The sequence below is a fragment of the Parabacteroides caecihominis genome, from assembly GCF_023656785.1.
Taxonomy (GTDB): domain Bacteria; phylum Bacteroidota; class Bacteroidia; order Bacteroidales; family Tannerellaceae; genus Parabacteroides; species Parabacteroides segnis.
The window spans coordinates 79,958-105,929 of the sequence record NZ_JAMOKS010000011.1 but is presented as its reverse complement, the minus strand read 5'-3'; the positions used below and the strand labels follow the sequence as shown (position 1 = coordinate 105,929).

General features: G+C 42.3%; 25 protein-coding genes. 6 read left to right on the top strand and 19 right to left on the bottom strand.

Features of this window, described 5'->3' with window-relative positions; all coding sequences use genetic code 11:
• Positions 1-24: 24 nt before the first annotated feature.
• The 5 genes from NBH14_RS11195 to NBH14_RS11175 form a co-directional block, all read right to left on the bottom strand.
• Positions 25-720, bottom strand: coding sequence for a LytR/AlgR family response regulator transcription factor (locus tag NBH14_RS11195; protein WP_186958429.1), 696 nt, complete (start codon positions 718-720; stop codon positions 25-27).
• Positions 717-1,739, bottom strand: a complete 1,023-nt coding sequence (locus NBH14_RS11190; protein WP_186958430.1) for a sensor histidine kinase — start codon at positions 1,737-1,739, stop codon at positions 717-719. The genes NBH14_RS11195 and NBH14_RS11190 overlap by 4 nt, the downstream gene beginning before the upstream one ends.
• A 21-nt stretch (positions 1,740-1,760) precedes the next feature.
• Positions 1,761-3,962, bottom strand: a complete 2,202-nt coding sequence (locus NBH14_RS11185; RefSeq protein WP_186958431.1) for an outer membrane beta-barrel protein — start codon at positions 3,960-3,962, stop codon at positions 1,761-1,763.
• 86 nt (positions 3,963-4,048) lie between these two features.
• Positions 4,049-4,630, bottom strand: coding sequence for a hypothetical protein (locus tag NBH14_RS11180; RefSeq protein WP_186958432.1), 582 nt, complete (start codon positions 4,628-4,630; stop codon positions 4,049-4,051).
• Between the two features lie 12 nt (positions 4,631-4,642).
• Entirely contained in the window at positions 4,643-5,131 is a 489-nt protein-coding gene (locus NBH14_RS11175) for an RNA polymerase sigma factor (protein WP_186958433.1), read from the bottom strand.
• Positions 5,132-5,314: 183 nt separating this feature from the next.
• On the opposite strand from NBH14_RS11175, the gene NBH14_RS11170 reads away from it, so the two are divergent.
• Genes NBH14_RS11170 through NBH14_RS11145 form a run of 6 tightly spaced genes read left to right on the top strand, consistent with a single transcriptional unit; the run spans position 5,315 to position 12,136 of the window.
• Positions 5,315-6,115 (top strand): IclR family transcriptional regulator, encoded by an 801-nt coding sequence (locus NBH14_RS11170; protein WP_186958434.1) that lies wholly within the window; start codon positions 5,315-5,317, stop codon positions 6,113-6,115.
• A gap of 26 nt (positions 6,116-6,141) precedes the next feature.
• Positions 6,142-8,505, top strand: a complete 2,364-nt coding sequence (locus NBH14_RS11165) for an HzsA-related protein (RefSeq protein WP_186958435.1) — start codon at positions 6,142-6,144, stop codon at positions 8,503-8,505.
• Positions 8,506-8,520: 15 nt separating this feature from the next.
• Positions 8,521-9,291: an SDR family oxidoreductase gene (locus tag NBH14_RS11160; RefSeq protein ID WP_186958436.1), complete on the top strand. Its 771-nt coding sequence runs from the start codon at positions 8,521-8,523 to the stop codon at positions 9,289-9,291.
• Between the two features lie 2 nt (positions 9,292-9,293).
• Positions 9,294-9,995, top strand: a complete 702-nt coding sequence (deoC, locus tag NBH14_RS11155; protein WP_186958437.1) for a deoxyribose-phosphate aldolase — start codon at positions 9,294-9,296, stop codon at positions 9,993-9,995.
• Positions 9,988-11,514, top strand: coding sequence for a xylulokinase (locus NBH14_RS11150; RefSeq protein WP_186958438.1), 1,527 nt, complete (start codon positions 9,988-9,990; stop codon positions 11,512-11,514). Before deoC ends, NBH14_RS11150 begins: the two co-directional genes overlap by 8 nt.
• A gap of 13 nt (positions 11,515-11,527) precedes the next feature.
• A complete protein-coding gene (locus tag NBH14_RS11145) occupies positions 11,528-12,136 on the top strand; it encodes a cupin domain-containing protein (RefSeq protein ID WP_186958439.1) in 609 nt (202 codons plus the stop codon).
• Positions 12,137-12,178: 42 nt separating this feature from the next.
• On the opposite strand, the gene folE is transcribed toward NBH14_RS11145, so the two are convergent.
• The 14 genes from folE to NBH14_RS11075 all read right to left on the bottom strand — a co-directional run bounded on the left by folE (position 12,179) and on the right by NBH14_RS11075 (position 25,857).
• Entirely contained in the window at positions 12,179-12,772 is a 594-nt protein-coding gene (gene folE / locus NBH14_RS11140; protein WP_010801487.1) for a GTP cyclohydrolase I FolE, read from the bottom strand.
• A gap of 50 nt (positions 12,773-12,822) precedes the next feature.
• Positions 12,823-13,326, bottom strand: a complete 504-nt coding sequence (locus NBH14_RS11135) for a cell division protein (RefSeq protein WP_046145613.1) — start codon at positions 13,324-13,326, stop codon at positions 12,823-12,825.
• A 68-nt stretch (positions 13,327-13,394) separates the two neighbouring features.
• Positions 13,395-14,150: a triose-phosphate isomerase gene (gene tpiA, locus NBH14_RS11130; RefSeq protein ID WP_186958440.1), complete on the bottom strand. Its 756-nt coding sequence runs from the start codon at positions 14,148-14,150 to the stop codon at positions 13,395-13,397.
• Positions 14,151-14,188: 38 nt separating this feature from the next.
• Positions 14,189-15,466 carry a BT_3928 family protein gene (locus NBH14_RS11125; protein WP_186958441.1) on the bottom strand — a complete coding sequence of 426 codons (1,278 nt, stop codon included), beginning with the start codon at positions 15,464-15,466 and terminating at the stop codon, positions 14,189-14,191.
• Positions 15,467-15,469: 3 nt separating this feature from the next.
• Positions 15,470-16,015 (bottom strand): DUF1599 domain-containing protein, encoded by a 546-nt coding sequence (locus tag NBH14_RS11120; protein WP_007655754.1) that lies wholly within the window; start codon positions 16,013-16,015, stop codon positions 15,470-15,472.
• A gap of 93 nt (positions 16,016-16,108) precedes the next feature.
• The gene (locus NBH14_RS11115; RefSeq protein ID WP_186958442.1) at positions 16,109-17,356 is read right to left on the bottom strand and encodes a peptidoglycan DD-metalloendopeptidase family protein; all 1,248 of its coding nucleotides are present in this window, start codon (positions 17,354-17,356) and stop codon (positions 16,109-16,111) included.
• A gap of 209 nt (positions 17,357-17,565) precedes the next feature.
• Positions 17,566-19,662, bottom strand: coding sequence for an ATP-dependent DNA helicase RecG (gene recG / locus NBH14_RS11110; RefSeq protein ID WP_186958443.1), 2,097 nt, complete (start codon positions 19,660-19,662; stop codon positions 17,566-17,568).
• A gap of 97 nt (positions 19,663-19,759) precedes the next feature.
• Positions 19,760-20,224: a hypothetical protein gene (locus NBH14_RS11105; RefSeq protein ID WP_250817434.1), complete on the bottom strand. Its 465-nt coding sequence runs from the start codon at positions 20,222-20,224 to the stop codon at positions 19,760-19,762.
• Between the two features lie 7 nt (positions 20,225-20,231).
• On the bottom strand, positions 20,232-20,837 hold the full coding sequence (locus tag NBH14_RS11100) for a hypothetical protein (protein ID WP_186958444.1): 606 nt from the start codon (positions 20,835-20,837) through the stop codon (positions 20,232-20,234).
• Positions 20,838-21,021: 184 nt separating this feature from the next.
• Entirely contained in the window at positions 21,022-21,711 is a 690-nt protein-coding gene (locus NBH14_RS11095; RefSeq protein ID WP_186958445.1) for a porin family protein, read from the bottom strand.
• Between the two features lie 73 nt (positions 21,712-21,784).
• Positions 21,785-23,026, bottom strand: coding sequence for a hypothetical protein (locus tag NBH14_RS11090; RefSeq protein ID WP_186958446.1), 1,242 nt, complete (start codon positions 23,024-23,026; stop codon positions 21,785-21,787).
• A gap of 15 nt (positions 23,027-23,041) precedes the next feature.
• A complete protein-coding gene (locus NBH14_RS11085) occupies positions 23,042-23,383 on the bottom strand; it encodes a DUF3244 domain-containing protein (RefSeq protein WP_186958447.1) in 342 nt (113 codons plus the stop codon).
• A 194-nt stretch (positions 23,384-23,577) separates the two neighbouring features.
• Positions 23,578-25,197, bottom strand: a complete 1,620-nt coding sequence (locus NBH14_RS11080) for a tetratricopeptide repeat protein (protein ID WP_186958448.1) — start codon at positions 25,195-25,197, stop codon at positions 23,578-23,580.
• Between the two features lie 186 nt (positions 25,198-25,383).
• The gene (locus tag NBH14_RS11075) at positions 25,384-25,857 is read right to left on the bottom strand and encodes a hypothetical protein (RefSeq protein ID WP_186958449.1); all 474 of its coding nucleotides are present in this window, start codon (positions 25,855-25,857) and stop codon (positions 25,384-25,386) included.
• Between the last annotated feature and the right edge of the window lie 115 nt (positions 25,858-25,972).

Sequence of the window (25,972 nt, the reverse complement as noted above, 5' to 3'; positions counted from 1 at the left end):
GTTACCCCTCTATATTTAGGACGACTACAGGGGATTTTTTATTATACTGGCAAAAACAGCGTCTCTGCAATTACGTGCAACAGGTATTTCATGGCCTGCCACATTCAGGACATTCCCTTCGACCAAATTAACATGGTTCACATTCACGATATATGAACGGTGTGTTTGTATAAAACTTTCTTCGGGCAAAGAGTTGATGATATTTTTCATTGTGGAATGAACCAGAATCTTTTCTTTCAGCGTATAAATAGATATGTAGTTTTCCAGGCCTTCCACAAAAAGAATATCTTTAAAAAACACCTTCTTCATCTGTTTATCGCTCTTCACAAAAAAGAAATCCTTTACTTCGACAGGTACCTCTTTCTGAAGAAGATCATGCACTTTATTAACAGCTTTCAGGAAACGCTCAAAAGAGATTGGCTTCAATAGATAATCCGTCACATCAAGTTCATACCCCTTCAGGGCATATTGTTCATAAGCGGAGGTGATGATCACCTTGGGTGGATTTGTCAGGGTAGCCAGTAAATCCAGGCCGGAAAGATAAGGCATCTCTATATCCAGAAAGAGCAAATCCGGTTGTTCGGTTTTCAACAGGGTGTTCAATTGGATGGCATCTTCACATACTCCCGTCAACGTCAGGAAATTCACTTTCTCCACATACGACTGCAATCCCTGACGGGCTACCGGTTCATCATCGGTAATAATACATTTTATATTCATACGCTTTCTGTTTCAATCATTAATTTAGCCACAAAATGATCCGGCTGTTCCTGTAGATCCAGACTATGTTTATCCGGATACAAAAGGAGAAGCCTCCTTCTAAGATTTTCCAGTCCTATCCCCTTCCGATGTGATTTTATCTCTGCATCCAACGGTTTGGAATTAAATAGACTGAACAGGATCTTACCTTTCTCACACGACATATCCAGATCAATATGGTAATCGCCTCCTACATACTTAAAAGCATTCTCTATCAACGGAAGGAAAAGTAACGGGTAAATTTCCTGCTCCTTTAAATCTTCCGATATACGAACATTCAGCACCAAACGTTCACTCATACGTAAACGCTGAAAATTCATATAGGTCTTCAAATAATCAATTTCTTTTTGAATAGGAACTTTCTTATTTCCGCCATATAACTGATAACGTAATAAATCCGACAGCATCTCCAAAGTATGCCGGGGAACCTTATTCTTCTCATCAATCTGGAAATAAACCGTGTTCAAAGCATTAAAAAGGAAATGAGGGTGATATTGCGCCCGAAGAAATTTCAATTCGATTTCCAATTGGTCAACCTTGATTTTCTCCATTTGCAAGGATTGCTGATTGTACTCTTTCTCCAACTTGTCATTACGGATAATGATGTAATACAAAAAGAAATACAATATACAAACGACATCTGCTATTACATAATCGGCAATCTTATCCCCCAGAAATAAAATACCTATGTTATCTCCCAGGTACAATATCAGATTCACGGCAAAAAACAGATAAACCAGCAACAATGTGTATTCCAACATTACCGAAATATTTTTAGCCCTGACTCTCTTCATATAGTAACGGGCATAAAAGTCAAATGCATAACTCATTAAAACCGATACGAATAATGCCAACAGATGAAATGGTACTGAATTTGACCAAAACGGATTATGCGACGGTAAATCAGTCACCAACCGTATTGTGTTAAACATTACGACACCCAGAATCAGCGGAGATATCCAACGAGATAATGACTTCATATCCTTCTCTTTATTTTATTATTACAAATTTATTCTTTTACTCTGATCTATATCACTTTTACGACCGGAATCTTTCGTCTCATATCCTTTACTGAAGCGCCAGGAAAAAGATATGCCGACCAATGTGTTATCATACCGTTCTTTGGTAAAAGCCCGTTGTCCCGGTACTGCCAGTTCCATATTGTACCGATAAGAATGAAAAATATCCCGGGCAAATAAGCCCACCGTTGCTTTATCTTTCAATACTTTCTTCTGTATCCCACAATTCACTTGCCAGACAGGACTGAGCGTGGCTTGTCCTGCCGCCATTTTTCCGTTATAGGAACCGGATAACTCGGCGCTCCATCCTTTACCAAAGCTAAACTGATTATTTAACCCGGCAATCCAGGTACAATCTTCATTCACTTTATTGGATAATTCCTCCGACCATTGATAACGGTTATAGATAAATGCCGCATTGGCATTCAGGTTCCAGAAAGAAGCTAACGAAAGTACCCCTGTATTTACACGGGGTCCCAATGATATTGCCCGGGTCAGATTAAGGGGAGTGATAAAAACACGTTTGTTTTCTTCTACAATATAACTTTTTACTATTGCTTTACTGGTATAGGAAAATAGAAAACCGGCCTTGAACAAATCCTTAAAAGCATAGGATACCTCTATATTATCCGTCTTCTCCGGCTTTAATAAGGTATTGCCTCTTTCATAAGTATAATTGTCAAATATATAGGCAGACGGATTGAGGTCACCATAATTTGGGCGGTTGATACGTTTCCCGTAAAACAAAGAGACTTTGCCTTTTCCCAAAGGATATTCCATCAATACGGTCGGAAATAAATCTATACTATGAGCCGAGAAAGAGGAATCGCAGGATGCAGATGTTTGCCGCCCTTTATACCTCGTATGTTCCAAACGAAGTCCCGCCTGAACAGACAGTTGCCCGAACCGGGCGTTTCCTTCCACATAAGCGGCATTGATATTTTCTTTATAGGAGAAACCCTGGGTAAAATTATCATCACCAATCCATGTATCCTGTTCACGGTTTGCATACAAGGCATCGTTATCTATGGAAACATACGAAGATTTTGCTCCCAGGTTCAATATCCAGTCATTTTCGAACGGAAGTTTCAGATTTATCTGTCCGGCGTACAGATGAATGTTTCCTTTGATATCTCCCCGCAGAGAATCCTGTCTTTCAGTCTGATTGCTCAAGTTCCGGAAAGAATTATAGATAAACTGATCCTCATCCGAATGAACGTTCAGATAGTCGAACGAAGCATCCAGCACTTTGCCGGTAGAATCAAACCGGTGCGTCAGCGTTATCCCGCCGGAAAAGTTTCTTCTATGCCTGTCATTCAGGTTTAAAGTATGTGCCGTTGAATCCGGGACATTCTGCGGACATAAGGAAAAAGAAGAGTTCATATCCCCTTCATTTTCTCCATGAAACAAATTTCCATTCGTTGAAACTCCGATTGTCGTACGGGGCGACAGATAGATGTCCACACCCGTCCGGTAATAATGGGAGGCATAGGGTGATTCACTATAAGAGTCCTGATATAACTTCAATTCAGAGGACAGTCCGGTCAACTCTTCGGAATATAAGCGGTTTATTTCCAGATCATGTTGGTCGTTCCCCTGATAAAGGGAATAAGTCAGGTAAAAATTAAACTTACCATTCCGCCTGTTTAAGGAGATACTACCATTGCCTTTGCTGCGTATTCCCTGGGAGATGCCACCGTTTACCGATAAGTTCAATCCCTGAAGTTTAATCTTTTTCGTATGGATATCGATCAGTCCGGAGTTGCCGCTGGCATCATAACGGGCAGAAGGATGCGTGATCAGGTCGATCTTATCGGCAGTTGAAGCGGGAGTCGATTTCAACAGGTTAACTAGCTCCTGGCCGGAAAGGTAAGTCGATTTTCCATCGATCAGGACATTCACACCGCTTTTTCCATTCATATAGATGGTTCCATCCTTATTAACGACAATACCGGGAAGGGTTTCCAGCACTTCATACAAACTGCCTTGTTTACGGACCACAGATGCTTCCAGATGATATGTCATCTTATCCGCCTTTATTTCCAATTCGGGGAGTTTGGCAACGACAACAACTTCTTCAATATCCTGATCCGGGATGGTATCAGGCATAATGAACTGTGAAAAGGCATCCTCCGAAAAAAAGACACTCAATAATATAACCAATAAAAACTTGTTTCCACTCATATCTTTTGTTTTTACACCAAAAGTAGACGAGTGGAAACAAGCCCGGAAATTATTGTGACAAACGGAAGGATTCCTTTGACGAATGGTTATTCATCCTCAAATTCTTTCAATTCCTCCAATCCTTTTTCTATGGTTTCTATAGATTTCTTATCCACATATTTATAGCATAAATAACCGATGCAAACACCGAACAACACGCCTATCGCATCTACAATCATATGGTAAAGGCTACGGTAATGATGATGTATGAAAAAGATAGATACTATTACTATCAGAGCGACCAAAGGCCCCACAAACATTCCACAGCGCTGTATTTTTCTGAACTTTATACACCATGCCATAGCCTCATAAATAGATAGTTTATTCAAATCCAAACGCTCCAAAAAACGGAAATAACAAATACAGTAAATAAGAACGCTCCCCCCCAGCAATCCGGAAATAATCATTGCTGCCGGACGAATAACCACAATATTTTTCATAATCAACACTAAAATAAACATGATGAAAACAAGGACAATGCCTCCCCAATTCATCCATTTTAATCTTGACAGGGCCGAGTTGGTTCGTGTTACAATCATATCCTTAATAATCCTTTTATTCAATATCTCATTTTGTGCTAATCGCTCGTTCAACACATTCCAGCCTGCTTTTAATTCTTCCAGTTCCATATTCTTTTCAATTTAACTGTTTGACATGATTCTTAGTTTCTCTTTAATACGATTGAGTTTTACTGCCACATTATTACGGGAAAGTCCGGTAATATCCGCCATCTCCTGATAGCTCTTTTCTTCCAGCCAAAGCAGGATCAGTGCACGCTCCAAACGTCCCAGCCGGTTTATCATCCGGTAAAGTTCATAAAGCTGGGCTGTTTTATCTTCTTCTTCCGCAAAATTTTCCAGGTCGACCGAAATCGGTACCACTTCCGGTTTGGACTTTGACTTGCGGAAAAAAGAAATACAAGTATTCAGCCCGATGCGATACACCCAGGTGGAAGCCTTACACTCGCCCCGGAAGCGGGGAAATGCTTTCCACAGGTTTATCACGACCTCCTGATATAAATCATTCAGATTTTCCGGATCACTTGCATAGATATAGCAGACCTTATATATTACCTGCTTATATTCTTCTACAAGTGCGATAAACTCCTTCTCTTGTTGCTGTGCTTTCATTTACTAACAATCGTATTGTTTACTATATCAGTCGTATGCAAAGATGGATAATTACAAGGAAGATGAAAAATTATATTATTTATTAACAAAATAAATAGGGCCTGTTTCCTGGAAAACTCTACTTTTGTTTCAAATAAGAAACAAAGTTTCATATCAGAAACCATAAAACAATCTAAAAGGACCATGATTACTCAAGAAGAAATGCAAGAGAAAAACGCTGCAAAATACAATATTCCGATGCTGGAAAAGAGCTTCGAACTATTGGAATTTCTGGTTAACTACCCCAGCGGACTAACCATGCAGGAACTTGTGAATTTACTAGATACTCCCAAAACGACCATATACAGGCTGCTCAGCTCCATGCAAGGCATGGGCTACCTGACAAAAGATGCCGATACACAACGGTTCTCCTTATCCAAAAGATTTCTGAAACTGGGACTGGCCGCCCTGGGAGAATCAAATATCGTAGAACAATCATTAGCCCCGATGCGTGCCCTCCGCGATACGATCAAAGAGAGTGTCATGCTGGGTGTCTTTATGGAAAACCGGATAGTCCTTCTCGAACAAGTTTTAGGGTCACATAATTTCACCTTCCTGTTACGTCCCGGAACAAGTTTTTGCCTGCACGCATCGGCGCCAGGCAAAATATTTTTAGCCTATCTTTCGGACGAAGAACGCGAAAAGGCTATGCAAACCATCCAATACACAGTCTTCAACAAACATACGATAGCCGACGAAACGCAGATGCGCAAAGAGATCAACCGCATCAGAAAAATGGGGTATGCATCCGACCTGGAAGAAGAAATGGCCGGCGTTCATTGCATCGCCACTCCGATATTCAATCAGTTCGGGACCATCGCGGCCACCATTTGGACCTCCGGCCCATCCGGCCGACTGGATAAAGAAAAATTCCCGGAGACATCGAAAGAACTGATCCGGACTGCTCGTATTATCTCCGCTAACCTGGGGTATATTCCTGAATAAATTCTTACTTTCTTAATATTGGCATCATGAAAAGCTACTACAAATTCTTAATTCTTCTAACCTTCCTATGCGGAGGAAGCATACTGCTTTCTGCCGAACAGATGGATCCTAAAAAGATTGCGCTGACTCCCAAAGCAAAAGAACAGTTGGCTGGAAAACAAATAGTATATGTAGAACGGGAACAGTATGCCCCCGACCATCACAACACAGCCACCATGTTTCAGAAAGGAGAAATCAACGAAGACAGTTTCTGTCCGGGAGGAGCACTCAGGATATTTGATGTCAACACAGCAGAAATCACCACACTGATCGAACTGAAAGACGGATTGGTCCGCGACCCTGAATTGTCTTTCGACGGGAAAAAGATCATCTTTTCCATGCGGAAGAATAAGGATGATTTCTATCATATCTATGAAATAAACACGGATGGAAGCGAATTAAAGCAATTGACTTTCGCCGAAGGAGTATCCGATATAGATCCTTTATATCTGCCGGACGGAGGAATCGTGTTCAGTTCTACCCGCCAGCCCAAATATTGCATGTGCAACCGGCATATCATGTGTAACCTGTACCGAATGGAGGCGGATGGTGCCAATATCACACAAATCGGCGTTAGCACGTTATTCGAAGGGCATTCCTCTTTATTGAATGACGGCAGAATCCTGTACGATCGCTGGGAATACGTAGACCGTAACTTCGGTGATGCACAGGGATTATGGACGGTAAACCCTGACGGAACAAAACATTCTATATACTATGGCAACAATACTCAATCACCGGGTGGAGTAATCGACGCCCGGCAAATCCCCGGAACCGACCAGGTAATCTGTATCTTCGGCTCCTGCCATGACCGTCCCTGGGGAGCCCTTGCCATTATAGACAGAAAAAAAGGAGTAGACGGCGTTGAACCCGTCGTACAGATATGGCCCGAAGACAGCAGGAAACTGGTTGACAACGGCGATCTTGACTCATTCAAATGGATCGAATACTTCTTTGAAGACCCTTATCCTCTCAATGAGAACTTCTTCCTGGCTTCCCGTACAATCTGGGCAAAGCCGGGCGGATGGATGCATCTCGACTCCAAGTCCGGTATCTACCTGATTGGTCGCGACGGTACACAAGAACTGATTATCGAAGGAAACAGAAGCCTTTTCGATCCGATGATTATCGAACCGCGCCCTAAACCTCATGCCATACCATCCAACAGGAATTATACAGATAAGAAAGGTTCCTTCTACGTGCAAAATGTCTATCATGGCACACATATGAAAGGCGTCGAACCGGGAACAGCCAAATACCTGCGTGTCATCGAATCTCCGGAGAAAAGGACATGGACAAAGAATGGCTGGGGCGGACAAGGCGAACAGGCACCGGCCGTTAACTGGCACAGCTTCGAGAATAAACGTATCCTGGGAGAAGTACCGGTAGAAGAAGACGGTTCTGCCAATTTCGAAGTTCCTTCGGGTACATTCGTCTATTTCCAGTTGCTCGACAAGGATAAGAAAATGATCCAGTCCATGCGCAGCGGAACAATGGTTATGCCGGGAGAGGTAAATGGTTGTATCGGTTGCCACGAAGACCGCCTGAGTGTTCCGAGTGCAATGGGTCCCAAACCATTGGCCTTAAAAAAGGCTCCTGTAAAGATGAATGGCTGGATGGGTAAGGCACCCAGGAACTTCTCCTTTATGGAACAGGTTCAGCCGATTCTGGATAAAAGCTGTGTACGTTGTCATGATTTCGACCAGAAGAACCGTGACAAGCTGGTGTTGGCAAAAGACAAAAATCCATTCTTCAATGCCGCCTACGTCAATTTATATGTAAAGAAAGAAATTACACTCATCGGTGGAGGCCCCGCACAGATACAGGAGCCTTATTCCTGGGGATCGCATGCCAGCAAGCTGACAAAGGTCATTGAAGGCAATCATCACGATGTGAAATTATCCCCCAAAGATAAAGAGATACTTTACACCTGGATGGACCTGAACGGCGTTTACTATCCGGTTTATGAGTCCGCTTTCGACTCTACACTTGCCGGACGAAGCCCGCTATATAATTACGAAATACAAGAATTAATAAAACTGACGGAAGTAAACATCTGGGACCTCAACCACCACGGCCGAAAACTGACTGCACAAATATCTTTCGACCGCCCGGAGGTCAGTCCATGCCTGGATAAAATCAGAAACAACAAGCAGAAATATGCCCGTGCTGTCGAAATCATCCGCACCGGACAAAAGCGGCTGAAAGCTACTCCACGCGGAGATATTGAAAAAGACCTCGTTCCCTGCGAACGGCATAAAGCACAGCTACGGAAATATGCGGAACGTCTGAAAGTCGAACAGCAAAACTGTTCGGTCATCGGACAAGGTGATAAGATTTACGACAAATAATATAAACACACAACCATGAGTACACTCGATTTATTCAGCCTGAAAGGGAAAAAAGGCTTTATCACCGGAGCCGCACGCGGTATCGGAAAATGTCTTGCCGATGCATTCACAGAAATGGGCGCCTCTATCGCCATTGTCGACATAGATATTGCAGAGGCAGAAAAGACAGCCAAAGAACTGGCCGCCCGTTACTCAGCCCACACCATCGCCATCCGCTGTGATGTGACGGATGCAGAAGATGTAGGACAAATGATGGACACATTTATCAAAGAGTACGGCAGCATCGACTTTGCCATCAACAATGCCGGAATAGCAAACACTTATGCAGCAGAGGAAATCTCATCCAAAGACTTCAAGAAAGTTGTCGACATCAATCTGAACGGCGTCTTTCTGACAGCCCAGGCCGCAGCGCGCCAGATGATAAAAGAAGGGAAAGCCGGCAGTATCGTAAACACGGCCTCCATGTCCGCCCACATCATCAACACCCCACAGACAATAGCCAACTATTGTGCCTCAAAGGGTGGCGTGCTTCTGCTGACTAAAGCACTGGCAGTCGAATGGGCCAAGTATAATATACGCGTCAACTGTGTCAGTCCGGGATATATGGCAACTGAGCTGGTTGCAGAGATGAAGGACATGCACGAAGGATGGATATCGAAAATCCCGGCCGGTCGCCTCGGTGTGCCGGAAGACCTTATCGGAGCCTATTTATACCTGTTAAGCGATGCCGCACGCTACACAACAGGGACAGATTTAATTGTTGACGGCGGTTACACAAGTTTATAATCATGAGCACCCACAATCCTATCATCTCCTCCCGGGAAATCGCACGCCTGATCGATATTAGTGCCGTACGTGCAGATTCCACCCGTCAGGACGTGGAAGACATCATCGACGGAGCTATAAAACACAACTTCATCTGCGTCTTCCCCATGCCCGGCATGCTTCCGCTCGTTTTTGAGAAATTGAAAGACCATCCGCAGATCGGAATCGGAGGTGTTGTCGGTTTCCCTTCCGGCGGAGAGACAACGGCAAGCAAGCAGTTCCAGGCTAAAGAACTGAAAGAGGCTGGCTGTAACGAAATCGACATGGTTCTGAATATCGGCAAACTAAAGTCCGGCATGTTGAACGATATAGAAGACGAAATCCGGCAGATCAAAGCCGCCGTTTCCCCTCTTCCTTTAAAAGTAATCATGGAAGTCGTCCTCCTCACCGATGAAGAGATAAAAACAGCTTCCTCCATCATCCTGAAAGCCGGGGCGGATTACATTAAAACCGGAACCGGCTGGGCGGGAGCAACTACGCTCCATCATATCAATCTGATCAAAGAGACCGTCGGCGACGCCATCAAATTAAAAGTGGCGGGAGGCGTCCGCACGCTCGACACATTGCAGGAAATGTATCAAATGGGCGTCAGCCGTTTCGGTATTGGCTATAAATCGGCCCTCAGCATCATGGAAGAATGTATAAACAGGGAAACACATGAATGAAAAAGTAATATCCTATGATCTGGGAACAGGAGGGATAAAAGCCTCTCTCTTCAATCGCAACGGAGAAGTTCTACATTCCGTCTTTATCCCCTATCCGACTGCCTACCCACAACCTGGCTGGCAGGAACAGGCACCCGAAGACTGGTGGCAGGCTATCATCCGTTCCACCCGGCACCTGCTGGATAAGACTAAGATCGATAAAAATGAAATAACCGCCCTTGCCATCTCCGGACACAGCCTGGGCGTCGTTCCGATCGGCAAAGACGGTAGCCTGTTGCAGGCTGCCACCCCTATCTGGTCCGATCGCCGGGCCAGTAGCGAGGCTGAAACGTTCTTCAACCGGATCGATTATAAAGAATGGTATGAGACAACCGGCAACGGTTTCCCGCCGGAATGTTACTCGGTCTTCAAGATCATGTGGTACAAAAAACATTTCCCGGAACAATATAAGGTTACAGACAAAATAATCGGAACAAAAGACTACTGTAACTACCGGTTTACCGGCCGCCTTTGCACCGACTATTCGTATGCCTCCGGAAGCGGAGTTTTCGACTTAAAAACCTGGAATTATAAAGAGGAATATATACAGGCTTCCGGCATCCGCCCGGATATATTCCCGGAAATACTGGACTCGGACGCTATCGTCGGGACAATTACTCCCGAAGCCTCTCTCGAAACCGGATTGCCGGAACATGTCAGGGTTATCTGCGGTGGTGTGGATAACTCTTGTATGGCCCTGGGAAGCAAAGGTATCAAACCATCCCGTATTTATACCTCGCTGGGATCTTCTGCCTGGATCGCCCTGGTATCCGAAAATCCGGTGCTCGACTTTGACAAAAAGCCTTATGTCTTTGCACACGTCATCAAAGGAATGTATGCCTCCGCCACCTGCATATTCTCGGCAGGGAGTAGCCTGCAATGGGTACGAAATACGATCTGTCCCGATCTGTTATCGGCCGAAGAACAAGGTGGAGAAGACGCCTATATAGCCATGAACAAACTGGCAGAGACTTCGGCTCCGGGCGCGAATGGCTTGCTCTTCAACCCAAGCCTGGCTGGCGGTTCAAGCATCGAGCCCAGCCCGGATATGACAGGAGCCTTTACCGGACTGAGATTGGGGAATACACGTGCCGACCTGATTCGTGCCACCATGGAAGGTATCGCTTTGAATCTTCGCATCGCACTGGATCTGTTCAGGAAATATCACGCCTCATTCTCCGAGATGTTATTTGTCGGCGGTGGCACAAAAAGTGATTTCTGGATGCAGCTCTTTGCCGACATCTACGAACTGGAAATCCAAAAGACAAACATCGGGCAGGAGGCGGCTTCGTTGGGAGCTGCGGCACTCGCCCTGAAAGGTACAGGTCTTTGGAATAGTTATGAAAAGATCGACACCCTGCATCAGGAACAACAACGGTTCAGGCCCGATCCCCGTCATCAGGCAACCTACCGGAAAGCCCTCGACAACTTCAAGGCACTTGCCGACAGCATAGCTTCCCTGAATAGTATAAACAAATAAAAGTAAAGATAACATGGAACAAACAAAAGAAAAGGTATTCACCAAAAAGTACACAAATGCAGATTTTTATGTAGACGGAAAGTTCAACGGCGAAGTCGTCCTGAAAGCCTATCTCGAAATGTTTGAATTTTATGGAGTTCCCTTTACAGACTTTATGAAGGAGAACATGTGGATATCCGATTTCGGCTTAGGAGATTTCGAACATGCCGGTATGGCCGGCGTATTTTGGGTTAACGACCCGGTTAACCGCCATTTCGGACACGAAATATATCTGTTACCCGGACAAATGATCCCGGAACACCGTCATGTGGCAACCCCTGAGTATCCGGCTAAATTCGAATCATGGATGGTACGCAACGGGTCGGCTTATAATTTCGGAATCGGTGATCCTACCCCCAATCCTCCGGCATTGCCTGAAAGTCAGAAAGGGGCTATCACCGTCTCCAACTTCACTTATATGAAAGTCGGCGATATACTTCCGCTGAAGGAACTTTTGTCTCCTCATTTCCTTCGTGCAGGCGACAATGGCGCCATCATCTCAGAATTCGGAACATACCAGGATGGGAACGGATTAAAATTCACCAATCAAAAGGCTGTGTTCACAGACGTGCTACGTCCTTAAACAATCAGGTGACCGTATAATCCCGTACGGTCACCGCAAATCCTACCGGTTATTCTTGATCAGGTTCATAAATTCCTCACGCGTCTTAGCCTGCTGGAAGAAACCTGTAAAGTCGGAAGTTGTCGTCAGGGAATTCTGTTTCTCCACACCGCGCATCTGCATGCACATGTGCTGTGCTTCGATCACCACCATGACACCCAGCGGGTCCAACGTTTGCTGGATGCAGTCCTTGATCTGCATAGTCAGGCGTTCCTGGATTTGCAGGCGGCGGGCAAAGATATCCACTACCCGGGGAATCTTGCTCAGACCCGTAATATATTTCTTGGGAATATAAGCGACATGGGCCTTTCCGAAGAACGGAAGCATATGATGTTCACACAGCGAAAAGAAATCAATATCTTTTACAATAACCATCTGCTTGTAGTCCTCTTCCTGAAACATAGCAGAAGCAAGCACCTTTGCAGGGTCTTCGTTGTATCCTTTGGTTAAAAACTGCATAGCTTTTGCTACACGTTCCGGCGTTTTGATCAGACCTTCACGTTCGGCATCTTCGCCCAGCAGGCCTAATATTTGTTTGTAATGGCCGGCCAGTTCTTCGCGTGCCGCCAAGGTCTTGTCGTCTATTTCTTTTGTCATTTCTATAATTATCCGTGTCAGGCACGGGGACAAGTTTCTTATTTTCTTAGTTAATTCAATGGGATTTTTACTTCTTCCCGGACAATATACATTTCTTTTCCGAACGAAGGGAAAGCAGTCATCAACAGGCGTTGCATATGATATGCTTCTTCGTGTGAACGGAAATCACCTACACGCAGTTTCCAAAACGGTGCGGTATAGCTGACATAAGTCGGGACATCAGGGAAAAGTTCCTTGATCTTCTTTTCTTTTTCGAACGCTTCATCTTTCGACTTACGTTGGCTATTTCCGGAAAACACCTGTGTCCGGAATCCCTGTATCTTCAGGAAGGCAGTACTATCCGTCTTCTCTACATTATCACCATACAGGCGTACTCCCACCATTTTACGAAGGGCCTCCGGCTGATTGACAATCACCTCGCCTTTACCGGGCTTCGATGTTTGCAGGTCGTCAAAGATCGTCTGTGCCGATCCGTCGACACTCGTTTGTGCTGACGCCCCGGTCACACAAACCAGTAACATGAATAAGAAAGTGATACAAGGGGAATTCTTCATTGTGATTTATTTTTATGTTCAAATCGGGAGGGAAAGAGCGTTTGCCCTTTCCCTACAGGATAATGTCATTAAAATGCTTCAATGATCGGCATGAATTTATCAACAGCCAGAGAAGCACCACCGATCAGACCACCGTCTACGTTCGGTTTAGAGAACAATTCTTTTGCGTTACCGGCATTAGCGCTACCACCATACAGGATTGTGCAGTCGTCAGCCACTGTATTGCCATATTTTGCAGCCAGTGTAGCACGGATATGAGCATGGATTTCTTCAGCCTGTTCTGCAGAAGCAGTCTTGCCTGTACCGATAGCCCAAACCGGTTCGTAAGCCAATACGATCTTACCGAAATCTTCAGCAGAAAGGTCGAACAAAGATTCTTTGATCTGAGCGTCTACCACTTCGAAATGTTTACCGGCTTCTCTTTCTTCCAGTACTTCACCGATACAGAAGATCGGAGTCAGACCGTTAGCCAAAGCCAACTGAACTTTAGTTTTCAGAATTTCCGGAGTTTCGTGATAGTAAGCACGTCTTTCAGAGTGACCCAGGATTACATATTTAGCACCTGTAGAAGCAACCATAGCAGCAGAAACTTCACCAGTGTAAGCACCTTTTTCTTTGTCAGCACAGTTTTCAGCAGCTACACCGATCTTATCAGTATCGATAGCAGCAGCAACGCTTGCCAGGTGAGTGAACGGAGTACCGATGATTACATCACAGTTGATAGCTTTGCCTTTCAGAGCTTCATTTAATCCTTTTGCTAATTCCAGACCTTCCTGAAGAGTTGTGTTCATCTTCCAGTTTCCTGCAACAATATTCTTTCTCATGATTTAATTAATTAAATATATAAATACAATAAAATCTTTTATTCAGCCTTCTCTTTCCGTCTCCGGCGGAAACGGAAAAAGTCATATACCCAAACGAGCAGCAAAGGTACGGTAAAAGTCAATAAAATGGTAATAAGCCAGCCATCTTCTTTTTCTTTTGTTTCACTCAGGTTCAAATGATCTTCGATCTCAGCCTTCACATGTTCCTCGTCCGGGATATCGTTATAATGCCACTTGCCCATCACAGTACCGTCTTTCAGCAATACCAGTCCGGGATTAGAACGGACGATCGTCTTCAATAATACCTCGTCGGCCATACGGAACGGATATTCGGCACCGGTATTGTCACTCCATTCGTCGATCATTTCAGGAGAGGAACCGGTCACACAATAGAAAGGCATTTCATATTCCAACGCATAATCGTACACTCCGTTTATCTCGTCTATCTGTTCATCATCCGCCTTTTCGAGTTTCGGAGCGATCAGCAGCAGAACCGGCTGCGGATTATGTAATATTTCATCGGTGACATCGTCTCCTTCGGCGTTATAGATATTAAAGGAAGCCACAGGAGGTTCATATCCCTTCTTTATCAGTTCGGTCTTCGACTCAACAAATGTCCAGGTACTGTCATTTTGCGGATAGTTTTCCAAAGAAAATTCTTTCTGTACGCCATCTTTCTCATAGACAAAAGTATATTTATACTCATCTTCGGGAGCGCCATCGGGTATTGCCATTAAAGAAGGGATATTAGCCCCGATCTTATACGGACGAAAATCCATGACCGGCAGATGATTGTAATTCCAGTAAGCAAAACCGAGACAGAAGAAGTAAGAAAACAACGCCACGAACCAGTAAACCTTGTAAGTAAAACACTGGAACATCTTGCCGCAATTCATAAATACCATAATAGCAGCAGCCGAAAGAACCAGGTTCTTGAAAAACGTCTCCCAATTCGTAATAACGACTGCATCCCCGAAACAACCGCAGTCGGAAACCGGATTGAATATCGCAAGATACAAGGTCAGCGGCGTCATGAACGCCATAAAAAGTAAAACAAGGAAAGAGTTATAGCGGCGGTATACCCCTAACAACATACAAACGCCCATAGCAAACTCGGCAGCCGAAAGGGCAAAAGATGCCAGGACGGTAAAAGGCTGCAACATATCCAACCCGAAAGAAGTCAGATAGTCGCCTATCTTGATCGCACCTCCCGTCGGATCGACCGCCTTCACAAAACCGGAGAAGATAAACACGACCCCGATCAGCAGACGGCTGCATTCTGTCAGTATCTTTATTGCAGTCTCTTTATAGTTCATATATTATTCTTCGCCATATTCGAGTTTGATCAAACCGAACAGGGCGTAATTAATCATATCCATATAATTGGCATCCACACCTTCCGATACGATCGTCTTGCCACCATGGCTTTCTATCTGTTTGGTACGGTAGATCTTCATCAGGATCAGATCGGTATAGGAACTGATACGCATGCTGCGCCAGGCTTCATCGTAATCATGGTTCTTGGCATACATCAACTCTTTGGTTTCCGTTATGTACTTATCGTACAATGCCAACGCTTCCTCATTCGTCATATCGGTCGTATCCGAAAAACCTTTTGCCAACTGGATCAATCCGATCACTCCGTAATTAACGATCGCAACAAACTCCGGACGTATCCCTTCGTCCACCATGCTCACCCCTTTTATCTCGAGGCTGCGGATACGGTTTGCCTTAATAAATATCTGGTCGGTCACAGACAGGGGACGCATAATCCGCCAAGAGGGACCGTAATCTTTCAACTTCTTTTCGAACAACTCCCGGCATTGGGAGATCACTTTCTCGAATTGCTCTTTCGTATCAGCCATATACTAAATATATTATGCCGCAAAGATAGTAAAAAAACAACAAAGGCACAGATGAAGTTTCCATCTGCGCCTTGCCTTTATCTTAAAAATAACTTATTTACAGCGGATGGAACGACCCAGTTTCAAAACAGTAGTTTTGGATATATCGTTCATTTCGCACAACTTGCCAACTGTTGTTCCGTATTTAGCAGCCAGAGCACCCAACGTATCACCACTCTTAATGCGGTGGTAAACAGGTGTTGCTTCCTGATCAGCACTGACATTTCCAGTCAGAGAGGCAACCGGAGTGGCAGCTTCTACAGTCGTAGTCTTAACCGCTTTCGCTACAGTTTGCGTATTTGTCTTTTTGGTTGTAGATTTAGCTGCTACAGTCGCTTCTTTTCCGGCACTACAACGGATTGACTGGCCTAAACGAAGCATAGAAGTACTCTTGATGCCATTCAAACGGCAAAGCTCATTGACTGTCGTGCCATACATGCGGGCAATCTTACCCAGTGTATCACCCGATTTCACCCGGTGATAAACCATCTGGTCGCTTGAAGAAGTATAAATATTACTCTTACGCCCGTTAATCTTTATATTATGGAATACATAAACATCCTGATGAGGAACTGAGTTTTCGAAATCAATAATGTCGGCCGGATTGATAGCCTGTCCCAGGAAGCGGGTTTCGAAATGAAGATGAGAACCGGTAGAACGTCCGGTGTTTCCTCCTAATGCGATCGGATCGCCTGCACGAACAATGTCGTTTACATCAACAAGTGATTTGGATAAGTGACCGTAAACTGTTTCAAGTCCGTTCGGATGACGAACCACCAGGTAATTTCCATATCCGCGACGTTCGAAATTACGGATACGGACCTTTCCGTCAAAAGCAGCACGAATCGTATCGCCCACCTGAACCTTCAGGTCTATTCCTTTATGCATACGACGACGACGGGGACCATATTTAGAGGTAACGCGCGTCATTGTATCGATAGGAAGGATAAATGTTGAGCAATCTATAGCGCAGGAATCAGGCATTTCAACCTTAGAACTTCCACGGAAAGGATCTACCCAACGAGTGTCCCAGTTTGATCCGTATAATTCATCTGCTGGAAACAGAAGGGCTTCATTGGCTGCAAGAGATTCATCAACTCTCGCATTGATCTCTGCCAGTTCTTTCAAACCCATATCTTTACGGATGGTAACGCGGTCAGCCATCAGTTCGGATACGCGTTTATCCATTTTTACTATATGTATAGTTTCTTTTGGAGTATCTGTCCCTGTTTGTTTCTGAGCTGATACAGCCGAAACCATAAAGGAAGTACAACAAACAAAAAGTAGTGCTCTTATTTTCATTTTTATCATTTTTCGAAATGGAATCCAGAAGTAAAATAAGCTGTGAAACAGACCCTATTTTTTTACAAATCGACCAAAGTTCGTTATTTTGAGCAAGTTGACAAAATTCAATCCGGAAAAATTTCCGCAATGAAAGTGAAGAAATTCAAAACTACGCACCATTCTTTCTGAAACACAAACACTTACACAAAAATATGTTTCACAACATATTAGCTAATCATACTCCAGTTTATCTTCCGGGTAAAGAGTGTTTTTAACCTTTCGTTCAAAATCCGGTTGGGTTCGGACAATAATTCAGGATCTTTGTCCAAGACTTCCTGTGCGATATCCCGCGCATATTGCAATATCTGCCCGTCAGCAGCCAGATTCGCAATCTTCAGGTCAAGCCCTTCCCCACTTTGCTGGGTTCCTTCCAGATCTCCATGTCCGCGAAGGTGCAGGTCGGCTTCTGCAATCTCAAAACCGTTATTGCTGTTCACCATTATCTCCAGACGCTTACGGGTATCGTTGCTCAGCTTATAAGAAGAGACCAGGATACAATAGGATTGTTCCGCACCACGTCCTACCCTGCCGCGCAACTGGTGTAATTGTGACAGACCGAAACGTTCGGCACTTTCAATCACCATCACAGAGGCATTCGGAACATTCACCCCTACCTCGATAACAGTTGTTGCCATCAATATCTGCGCTTCGCCGGTAATAAATTTCTGCATTTCGGTTTCCTTGTCCGCCGCTTTCATCTTCCCATGCACCATGCAAACTTTATATTCGGGAAACACCTCTTTAAATGTTTCGAAACCGTCTTCCAGATTTTTATAGTCCAGCTTCTCACTTCCTTCAATCAGCGGGTAAACAACATACACCTGGCGCCCCAGCTGGATTTCCTTACGCAGAAAATCATATAACTGGGCTTTTTTATTATCATAACGATGCACCGTCTGGATAGGCTTGCGACCGGGAGGCAACTCATCAATAACGGAAACGTCCAGGTCACCATACAAGGTCATGGCAAGTGTCCGGGGAATAGGAGTAGCCGTCATCACCAATACGTGAGGGACAACTGCATTCTTTTTCCAGAGGCGTGAACGTTGTTCCACACCGAAACGATGTTGTTCGTCAATAATAGCCAACCCGAGTGAAGAGAATACCACAGTTTCTTCAATCAGGGCATGCGTTCCTATCACGATCTGTATTTCACCGCTGGCAATGGCCGGAAGTATTTTATTACGCTCCTTCTTTTTCGTCGATCCGGTCAATAAGGCAACACGGATGTCCATATCTTTCAGGAACTCCATCACGGTAGCATAATGCTGGGTTGCCAGTATTTCCGTCGGCGCCATCATGCAGGCCTGGCAATGGTTATCGACAGCCAGCAGCATGGAAAGTAAAGCGACCAACGTCTTTCCGCTTCCCACATCTCCCTGCAACAGACGGTTCATCTGCCGCCCGCTCCCCATATCGGCACGGATCTCCTTCACCACCCGTTTTTGTGCACCGGTCAGTTCAAACGGAAGATAATCTTTATAGAATGTATTAAAGTAATTCCCGACAGTGGGGAATACGATTCCTTTCAGCTTCAACTTCCGCAGACTGGCTGTACGGAGGATATTCAACTGTATAAAAAACAGTTCGTCGAATTTCAAGCGTAACTGTGCCTGCCTCAACTTCTCCGTCGACTCCGGGAAATGGACATTACGGATCGCTTCCTTCAACGGCATCATCCGGATACGTGACAGGACATCTGCCGGAAGTGTTTCAGGCAATATCCAGTTCAAAGAACTCAGTAATGTATATTGCAGATTCTGTATCGCCCTCGAATTAAGGAACGACTTTTTCATTTTTTCCGATGTATTATAGAAAGGTGTCAGGCCGGCTGCCACCTGGTCTGCCTGATCCACCGGATCAATATCGGGATGGGGAATATTATAAATATGACCGAACTCGGTCGGTTTGCCGAAAACAATATAGTCTGTTCCCGTTTTGTATTTATCGGTCACATAATTAAGACCTTTGAACCAGACCAGGTCGATCGTCCCGGTGCCATCGGTAAACTTAGCTACCAATCGCCGGGTCCGCCCTTCCCCCACCGTGTCATAATACAGGATACGTCCTTTCAGTTGGATATAAGGCATATTTCCCGTTATTTCGGAAACCTTATAAAACCGGCTGCGGTCGATATATTTATACGGGAAATAAAACAACAGATCCTCATACGAAGATATTCCGGCCTCTTTCCGTAATATCTCCGCTTTCTTCGGGCCTACCCCCGGCAGATACATGAGTGATCGTTTGTCTAAATCAAGCATAGCTGTCTATTTGGACAGCGAATTTATCATTTTTATGGGCATTATGCAAATAAGAAAATAGAGTATCTCACATTTTCAGTAAGATACTCTGCTTTTATTACAATTTGAATTTGTATCCGACAGATACTCCAAACAGGAACTCCTGTTCATTTATACAGTTCTGGAAGCAGTTAACGCCGACAAAGACTCTTTTCATTTCAACACCGACTTCTGCCGTAGCACCTACCTGAACTTCCGGCCCCGTACCAAAATAAGCGCCTCCATTCAGACGAAGATTTGCTTTTTCCTTCAATGGAATATGGAATGATGCATAAACCGGGATATTAAAATCAATATCCCATGTATCCGAATTGCCGATTGCCGACCTATTTGCCGTATGCAACAACACCCCGGTCTGAATTGAAAATAATGCTGATTGCGGAAAGTTTATATAGGCTCCTGCATGAAGCCCCCATACATCTCCTCCCATTATACCGGTACGCGCCTCTATATCAGCAGCCTGTACACAATTAAAAACAGAGAACAATGCAATAACAATTAATACCAGTGTCTTTTTCATCATAATTCATTTATTTACAAAGTGTGAACGGGATGAATACAGATATATTACAATCGGAAACTTGTCCCTTCCTGAACTTCTCGGTATCTATCGTATTTGTAAAGCCTAACCGGTAGTTCACAGAGATATCGATCTTATTATTGATATTATAACCGACTTTCCATAAAAGTGGAATATCAAACTTCTTCCCGTCGGAAGCCACATACCAGGTAGGCTCCAGTCCTAGACCTGCATATAAGCCTTTCACGATCTTATAATTAACGGAAGAAGACAAGGCGAGTGAAAGATTCGCATCGTTCGCCTCAACACGACCTCCGTCAGACCAGACATCTTTCGATTTAAACACTTTGGCATTAACCAGCGGATCAATATCATAGAACCACCGGGTATGTTTCTTGTCTTCAATACGGAAACGATAGCCCAATTGTAAATTAAACTTGTAATCTTCAAAGAGTTTTGTCCCCTTAGCTACTTTTTCAATAATGTCGGGATTCTTCATATTGGGAGCAACATTTCTGTCAAATCCCAAACCACCCCCTACCAGTAAACCTGTTCTCAACTGTGCATGACTACTCATAGCCACCAAAAGAAAAAGAAATAATAAATGCTTTTTCATACGCCACATTATTTAATTAATAAATAAACACAATCAACATCTCGCAAATATCACTACAAATATTCCTTCGTTTGCAAAACTAAGAATATTTTTATAGCCAACGACAAACAATACGAAAAAAGTTCAACTCACCTCATGAAAATAACAGGGTAAATACTTTTGAGGTTATTATAAATACACATATTCAACGAAAAGGAAGTTTATAGGCAACGTATGCACTCCATGTTCTGTTTTTTAAACCATCAGCACCCCTTACAGGAAAATAGTTTGATAATTTGGAAATACCCAAATCATACAATACTCCTATTTGTAGATTATACATGACTAATTCTACATTAAAACTACAACCTATATCCCAGCGATTAATGCCTGGGAAAACCTTTCTCCCATAAGCTGATGTCTCAAAAGACATGGAATCAAAAGGTCTTATTCCTGCCTTATAAGTATTATCCAGTCGACCTATAGAACCTTTTCCCGAAAGTCCGTAAGAAAAATAAGGTCCACTTTTTAAACGGATAGATAAGTCTTTATACAAAGAATGACCTATTGACAACATCAAAGGTATTTTCATATATGTTGTTTTCAAATCCATAGATACCAAATCAGCGTTTATCGGATATTCTGATATGTTTATAGTTCCTTTTATATTATTAGCCCCTTTCTGAGTTATATAAATTCCGCTTTCCAATCCCCAAAAGGAAGAAAAATTATACAATGCAGACACTCCTGCATTACAGGAGATAAGAGATTGAGAAGACTCTACTCCGGATAAAGATGAAATATTAATCCCAACATTGGGTGATATAGATAGCTGTGAATACAGCGAAGTAAAATTCAATATACAAATTGAAATTATACAGACGAATATTTTCATAAATTCTAAATATGCTAAAACGCTATATCAAAGGATACAAAAAGTTCCATTGATATAGCATTTTGTTTACACTCTATTTATCTGTGAGGATTGGCAGGGAGTAGGCAACTCCATTTTCTGAATACATTCTCCAGATACCCCATTCATTCGTATTTATTTGAGCTATATTTTTTCTAGAATTTATAAAATCACGATCCAAAACAACTTCAACAATTTCATCATCATGGTTTTGAAATGGTATTTTTGCATTTACCCCATAATCTTTCCCATTAAATTTAATTCCCAAAGAAAACTCCCAATTCTTAGCATCACCATTATCTTCCTCTATGATCTTCAAACCACATTGGAGTTGATCCTGTCTCCAGTTAGTCATCAAAGGGGTTGAAAATGCTTTTATCCTACTTTTTGATATTTCTTTTCGTGTCCAAGTTTTTTTCAGCCTGGTTACTGGAGCTTTCATTCCTCCTTCTATTTCCGGATATGCACATTGCACAACTATCTCTGAGCCTCCAGCAAAGACTCCATCTAACTGTTTATAAACCCTCATATTTTGAATATAAAAAGAATAAACTAAACTAGGATCAGTCTTAGGTTCCCAAAAAACATATCGTGGTTCAGGATGGATCATATTGCTATCAACCGGCTGATCAAACACCACTCCATTTTTTTCATATACACCATTCTCGAAATCAGGTAAATCTTCATACTTTGTTTCATTTTTATTTATAATCCATACTGGATTCTTTGTAACATATGTTTCATCAACAATAACTGTATCAACACCAATTGAACCGTCAGCTTTTTTCACCTGTTTATAGCCATAATTCCAATCTTCATTACCATTTTCAGGATTAAATGTAATTACAGGTAATGTTTCACCATCCCACTCATCAGAGTAAGGCCAATAAATTTGAATATCATTTTTGGATAAGTATTCAAAAAAGTCAGAAGGAGAGATTGAGGATTTTAATAAAGAACTTGATATTTTATCGCTCATTTTCTGTATTAAACTTGAAGTTTGTCCCATACGACATAACTTACTATTAGAAGGACTTAACATATCAGTAAATCGAAACTCTTCATCCAATCCATAGTTTACAGAACGATCAATCCCCATTTTCACTTCATTCATTATCGCCCGATCTATCTCTACAGATACTAACAATTGAGCTACAACCGAGTTATCAACTATACTCCCTACCGATTTTGTTTTAGGATTTTGATCTGGTACAGGTACATTTTCTAAATCTTCATTTGAACAGGATACTACAGTAAATAAAGATACTATAGCCACACATAATTTAAATACATTCATTACATTAATAATTAGTTAATATTTTATTTCAAAAAAACCTTGTAATTCTACATCTTCTAAAAATATGTACAAGATATAATCACCTTTCTCAATCATAGGCAATGGCAGTAGACATGTACTATCCACTCTCACTTCCTCATTACATATACTATTACCAGAAAAATCAGTTATAACAACTCTGACATTTTCTTTGCCTTTCCTCAAATCCAATGTCAACTCCTGACTTTCTTCATCAATAAACACCTCTATCGGAGGTTTAGGAAACCTAGCTTGGCTATTCAAATGAATTTTCCTTTTTGCAAAACCGGAAACTGTTGCACACAATAATACCATGACTACTAATAACAATCTATTCATATTCATTCAAGATTAAATTTCAGGGGCAAAGGTACAGGTCTTAATAGTAACGAGGGGGAACAAACCTGCTAAAAGGCATGTATGGGGAGAGTACTCCAGGCGAACAGTAAGCTGCTGATAATAAAGAAAATAAAAAACTCATACATATAAAAACATATGTATGAGCCCTATTTTCACCCTTCCGGAGAGGTCATTTACAAACCGAAAATAAATTTTTCCAACGTAATATCAGTATTCTCCAACTGCCCCTTTTTCATAATACGATAACGCTTATGACTGACAGATGCAGACTGAATATTTAATAGGATAGACAACTGCTGACTATTCAGTCCAATCTTCAATAGACAACAGAAACGTATTTCATCTTCAGTCAGATTTGGGATTTGATTCTGCAAATTATCAATAAAAAGAAAATAAGTAGTCTTCAGTATTTCTTTTAATGTTAACCAATCCTGATCTGTTAGCGGATACTTTTTTGCTTCTTCAATTGATTGAGAGTTTTTAATAATCTTCTTATAAACAGCGGAACTCCTCAATATATTTTCTCTGATATTCAATATATCATCATTTAACCCTTTTACTGCAAATTCCTTTTCTTGTAAAGCCTGATTTGCTTCACTAATCCTTTTTTGCTGATTAAGTATATATTCATTTTTTAAAGCAATTCTATATTTATACAATACAAGCAAAAACAAACTCACCACCAACAACGAAACACAAGCAATAACAATCCATTGATTTCTATTTTCCAACTCATTATTATCATTCAATAAGTCAGCATACTCATATCGTCTTTCAACTTTTAAAACATCTGCTCGAGCTTGTAAATCCGCTATAGAATCAGCATAATTAACATACTGCTCATAATAATTCAAGGACAAGAAATAATTGCCCTGTTCTTTTTCCAGCAGATATAATTGATATAACAGACCACCTGTCAATTTACACTTCGGTGTACAACGCATAGAAACCATTTCTATATATTCCCGCGTCTTTTCATAGTCCTTTTTCCGTGTATACAAATCAGCTAAAGCCAAATAAGTCGGAGCACTTCCCGCCTCATCATAAGCTATTGATTGATACAAGTATTTTTCTGCCAATGAATAATCCCCCAATTCTTTATAATTAATCCCCAAGCGATTGGTCATGGAACTCAATAACAACGAATCATTCATATTCAATGCTAGCTGATAAGCCTTTTGATATGATTCCGAAGCCTCTCCATATTCTTCTTTCAACGTATAAATCCAACCGATATCCCGAATCGAATAAATATAATTCAGGCTATCTCCCCCCTTTAGATAATATTCGCCACTCAACAACTGGTAACGCTGTGCCTCATCATAATTATCTTCATAGTCATGTAATCCGGCAATTTTTTTATACAATTTTCCTGCCAACAAATAGTTGTTCGCCTTTTTCGCCATCTCTACCGCTTTCAAATAAGACTTCATAGCCCAATCGAAATCGGTCTCTTCTTCATAGGACATTCCCAGATACAGCAGACAATTCATCTTTTCTTCGGGAGAACCATGCTTTTCATAATAATCATTCGCCCTCTCCATTTGTGGAACAAACGGCATGTCTTCACCCAACTGCTCAGACAAACCGGCATGAATCAAGCAGAAACGGGCAAAGGTTTTATCATTTAGTACATCCGGATTGGTAATACTTTCCAACAAGGCAAAAGCACTATCCGGCTGTTCAGTCCGAATCAATTCTTCCGCCTCCTTTATCTTCAAATTAATTTCATTGTTACTTTTACAGGAAAAGAACAAACAGAAAAGAATAAATAGTAATATGGCGTTTTTCATATCAATACTTGTGTGTTATTCGGACTGCAATATCCAAATAAAAAACTAAAAAGACAAATTATCCCTGTGATATTTAACGCACATAATACAAAGAGAAAGAGATATTTCCATAAATAGCTTCTTTAGTAGACCACAAGCTCTCTGATACTTACACAAAAGCTCTTATTTTTCAGACGGTTTCCAAGGTTACAATGTAAACCTATAGCCAACAGAAAGATTTACTCTGGAATAATTCTCGCCTGCAATATCTTTGAACCAGAAAAAACCCGCATAAAATCTGTAGAACTCCAAACCACCCTCAACAGCAGTTCCGGCATTGAACTGCAATGATGATCGCCCAACAAAAGGTCCCACATTCATACGAATATTCATTACTCTGTTAACTGGTATAAGATAAGATGCATACAAAGGAATACTCACCCCCAGTTTAGCATTTTCTATTCTAAAAAGATGATTACTTCCACTATCCCAATTCACAAGAACTCCAGGTCGAAAATAGAACCTATCCAAGACTTTAAAAGCAGTCAATACACCAACATGAGCATCCCAATCACCATAATATCCGAAATATCCCAAACCGATACGAGTTTCTAAATCTATCGCCTTCGTATTTCCAAAAGTACTCAACAAAATCATCATCACTAACAAGGCTCTTTTCATAAATTTAATTTATTAAGATCAATACAGCACTATATACCAAACGACACTTTGTTTTTCTTATTGTCCCAATAGGTTATTTCACAGCCGGACAGTCCTATTTCACCAGCTGAACCAG

Bases quoted from the DNA above. Each gene is read 5' to 3' on its own strand.
- deoC (WP_186958437.1), top strand. From the start codon at position 9,294: ATGAGCACCCACAATCCTATCATCTCCTCCCGGGAAATCGCACGCCTG.
- NBH14_RS11120 (WP_007655754.1), bottom strand. From the start codon at position 16,015: ATGGCTGATACGAAAGAGCAATTCGAGAAAGTGATCTCCCAATGCCGG.
- tpiA (WP_186958440.1), bottom strand. From the start codon at position 14,150: ATGAGAAAGAATATTGTTGCAGGAAACTGGAAGATGAACACAACTCTT.
- NBH14_RS11165 (WP_186958435.1), top strand. From the start codon at position 6,142: ATGAAAAGCTACTACAAATTCTTAATTCTTCTAACCTTCCTATGCGGA.
- NBH14_RS11190 (WP_186958430.1), bottom strand. From the start codon at position 1,739: ATGAAGTCATTATCTCGTTGGATATCTCCGCTGATTCTGGGTGTCGTA.
- NBH14_RS11180 (WP_186958432.1), bottom strand. From the start codon at position 4,630: ATGGAACTGGAAGAATTAAAAGCAGGCTGGAATGTGTTGAACGAGCGA.
- NBH14_RS11135 (WP_046145613.1), bottom strand. From the start codon at position 13,326: ATGAAGAATTCCCCTTGTATCACTTTCTTATTCATGTTACTGGTTTGT.
- NBH14_RS11080 (WP_186958448.1), bottom strand. From the start codon at position 25,197: ATGAAAAACGCCATATTACTATTTATTCTTTTCTGTTTGTTCTTTTCC.
- NBH14_RS11125 (WP_186958441.1), bottom strand. From the start codon at position 15,466: ATGAACTATAAAGAGACTGCAATAAAGATACTGACAGAATGCAGCCGT.
- NBH14_RS11095 (WP_186958445.1), bottom strand. From the start codon at position 21,711: ATGAAAATATTCGTCTGTATAATTTCAATTTGTATATTGAATTTTACT.
- NBH14_RS11090 (WP_186958446.1), bottom strand. From the start codon at position 23,026: ATGAATGTATTTAAATTATGTGTGGCTATAGTATCTTTATTTACTGTA.
- NBH14_RS11100 (WP_186958444.1), bottom strand. From the start codon at position 20,837: ATGAAAAAGCATTTATTATTTCTTTTTCTTTTGGTGGCTATGAGTAGT.
- NBH14_RS11115 (WP_186958442.1), bottom strand. From the start codon at position 17,356: ATGAAAATAAGAGCACTACTTTTTGTTTGTTGTACTTCCTTTATGGTT.
- folE (WP_010801487.1), bottom strand. From the start codon at position 12,772: ATGACAAAAGAAATAGACGACAAGACCTTGGCGGCACGCGAAGAACTG.
- NBH14_RS11105 (WP_250817434.1), bottom strand. From the start codon at position 20,224: ATGATGAAAAAGACACTGGTATTAATTGTTATTGCATTGTTCTCTGTT.
- NBH14_RS11170 (WP_186958434.1), top strand. From the start codon at position 5,315: ATGATTACTCAAGAAGAAATGCAAGAGAAAAACGCTGCAAAATACAAT.
- NBH14_RS11145 (WP_186958439.1), top strand. From the start codon at position 11,528: ATGGAACAAACAAAAGAAAAGGTATTCACCAAAAAGTACACAAATGCA.
- NBH14_RS11150 (WP_186958438.1), top strand. From the start codon at position 9,988: ATGAATGAAAAAGTAATATCCTATGATCTGGGAACAGGAGGGATAAAA.
- NBH14_RS11160 (WP_186958436.1), top strand. From the start codon at position 8,521: ATGAGTACACTCGATTTATTCAGCCTGAAAGGGAAAAAAGGCTTTATC.
- NBH14_RS11075 (WP_186958449.1), bottom strand. From the start codon at position 25,857: ATGAAAAGAGCCTTGTTAGTGATGATGATTTTGTTGAGTACTTTTGGA.
- NBH14_RS11085 (WP_186958447.1), bottom strand. From the start codon at position 23,383: ATGAATAGATTGTTATTAGTAGTCATGGTATTATTGTGTGCAACAGTT.
- NBH14_RS11185 (WP_186958431.1), bottom strand. From the start codon at position 3,962: ATGAGTGGAAACAAGTTTTTATTGGTTATATTATTGAGTGTCTTTTTT.
- NBH14_RS11195 (WP_186958429.1), bottom strand. From the start codon at position 720: ATGAATATAAAATGTATTATTACCGATGATGAACCGGTAGCCCGTCAG.
- recG (WP_186958443.1), bottom strand. From the start codon at position 19,662: ATGCTTGATTTAGACAAACGATCACTCATGTATCTGCCGGGGGTAGGC.
- NBH14_RS11175 (WP_186958433.1), bottom strand. From the start codon at position 5,131: ATGAAAGCACAGCAACAAGAGAAGGAGTTTATCGCACTTGTAGAAGAA.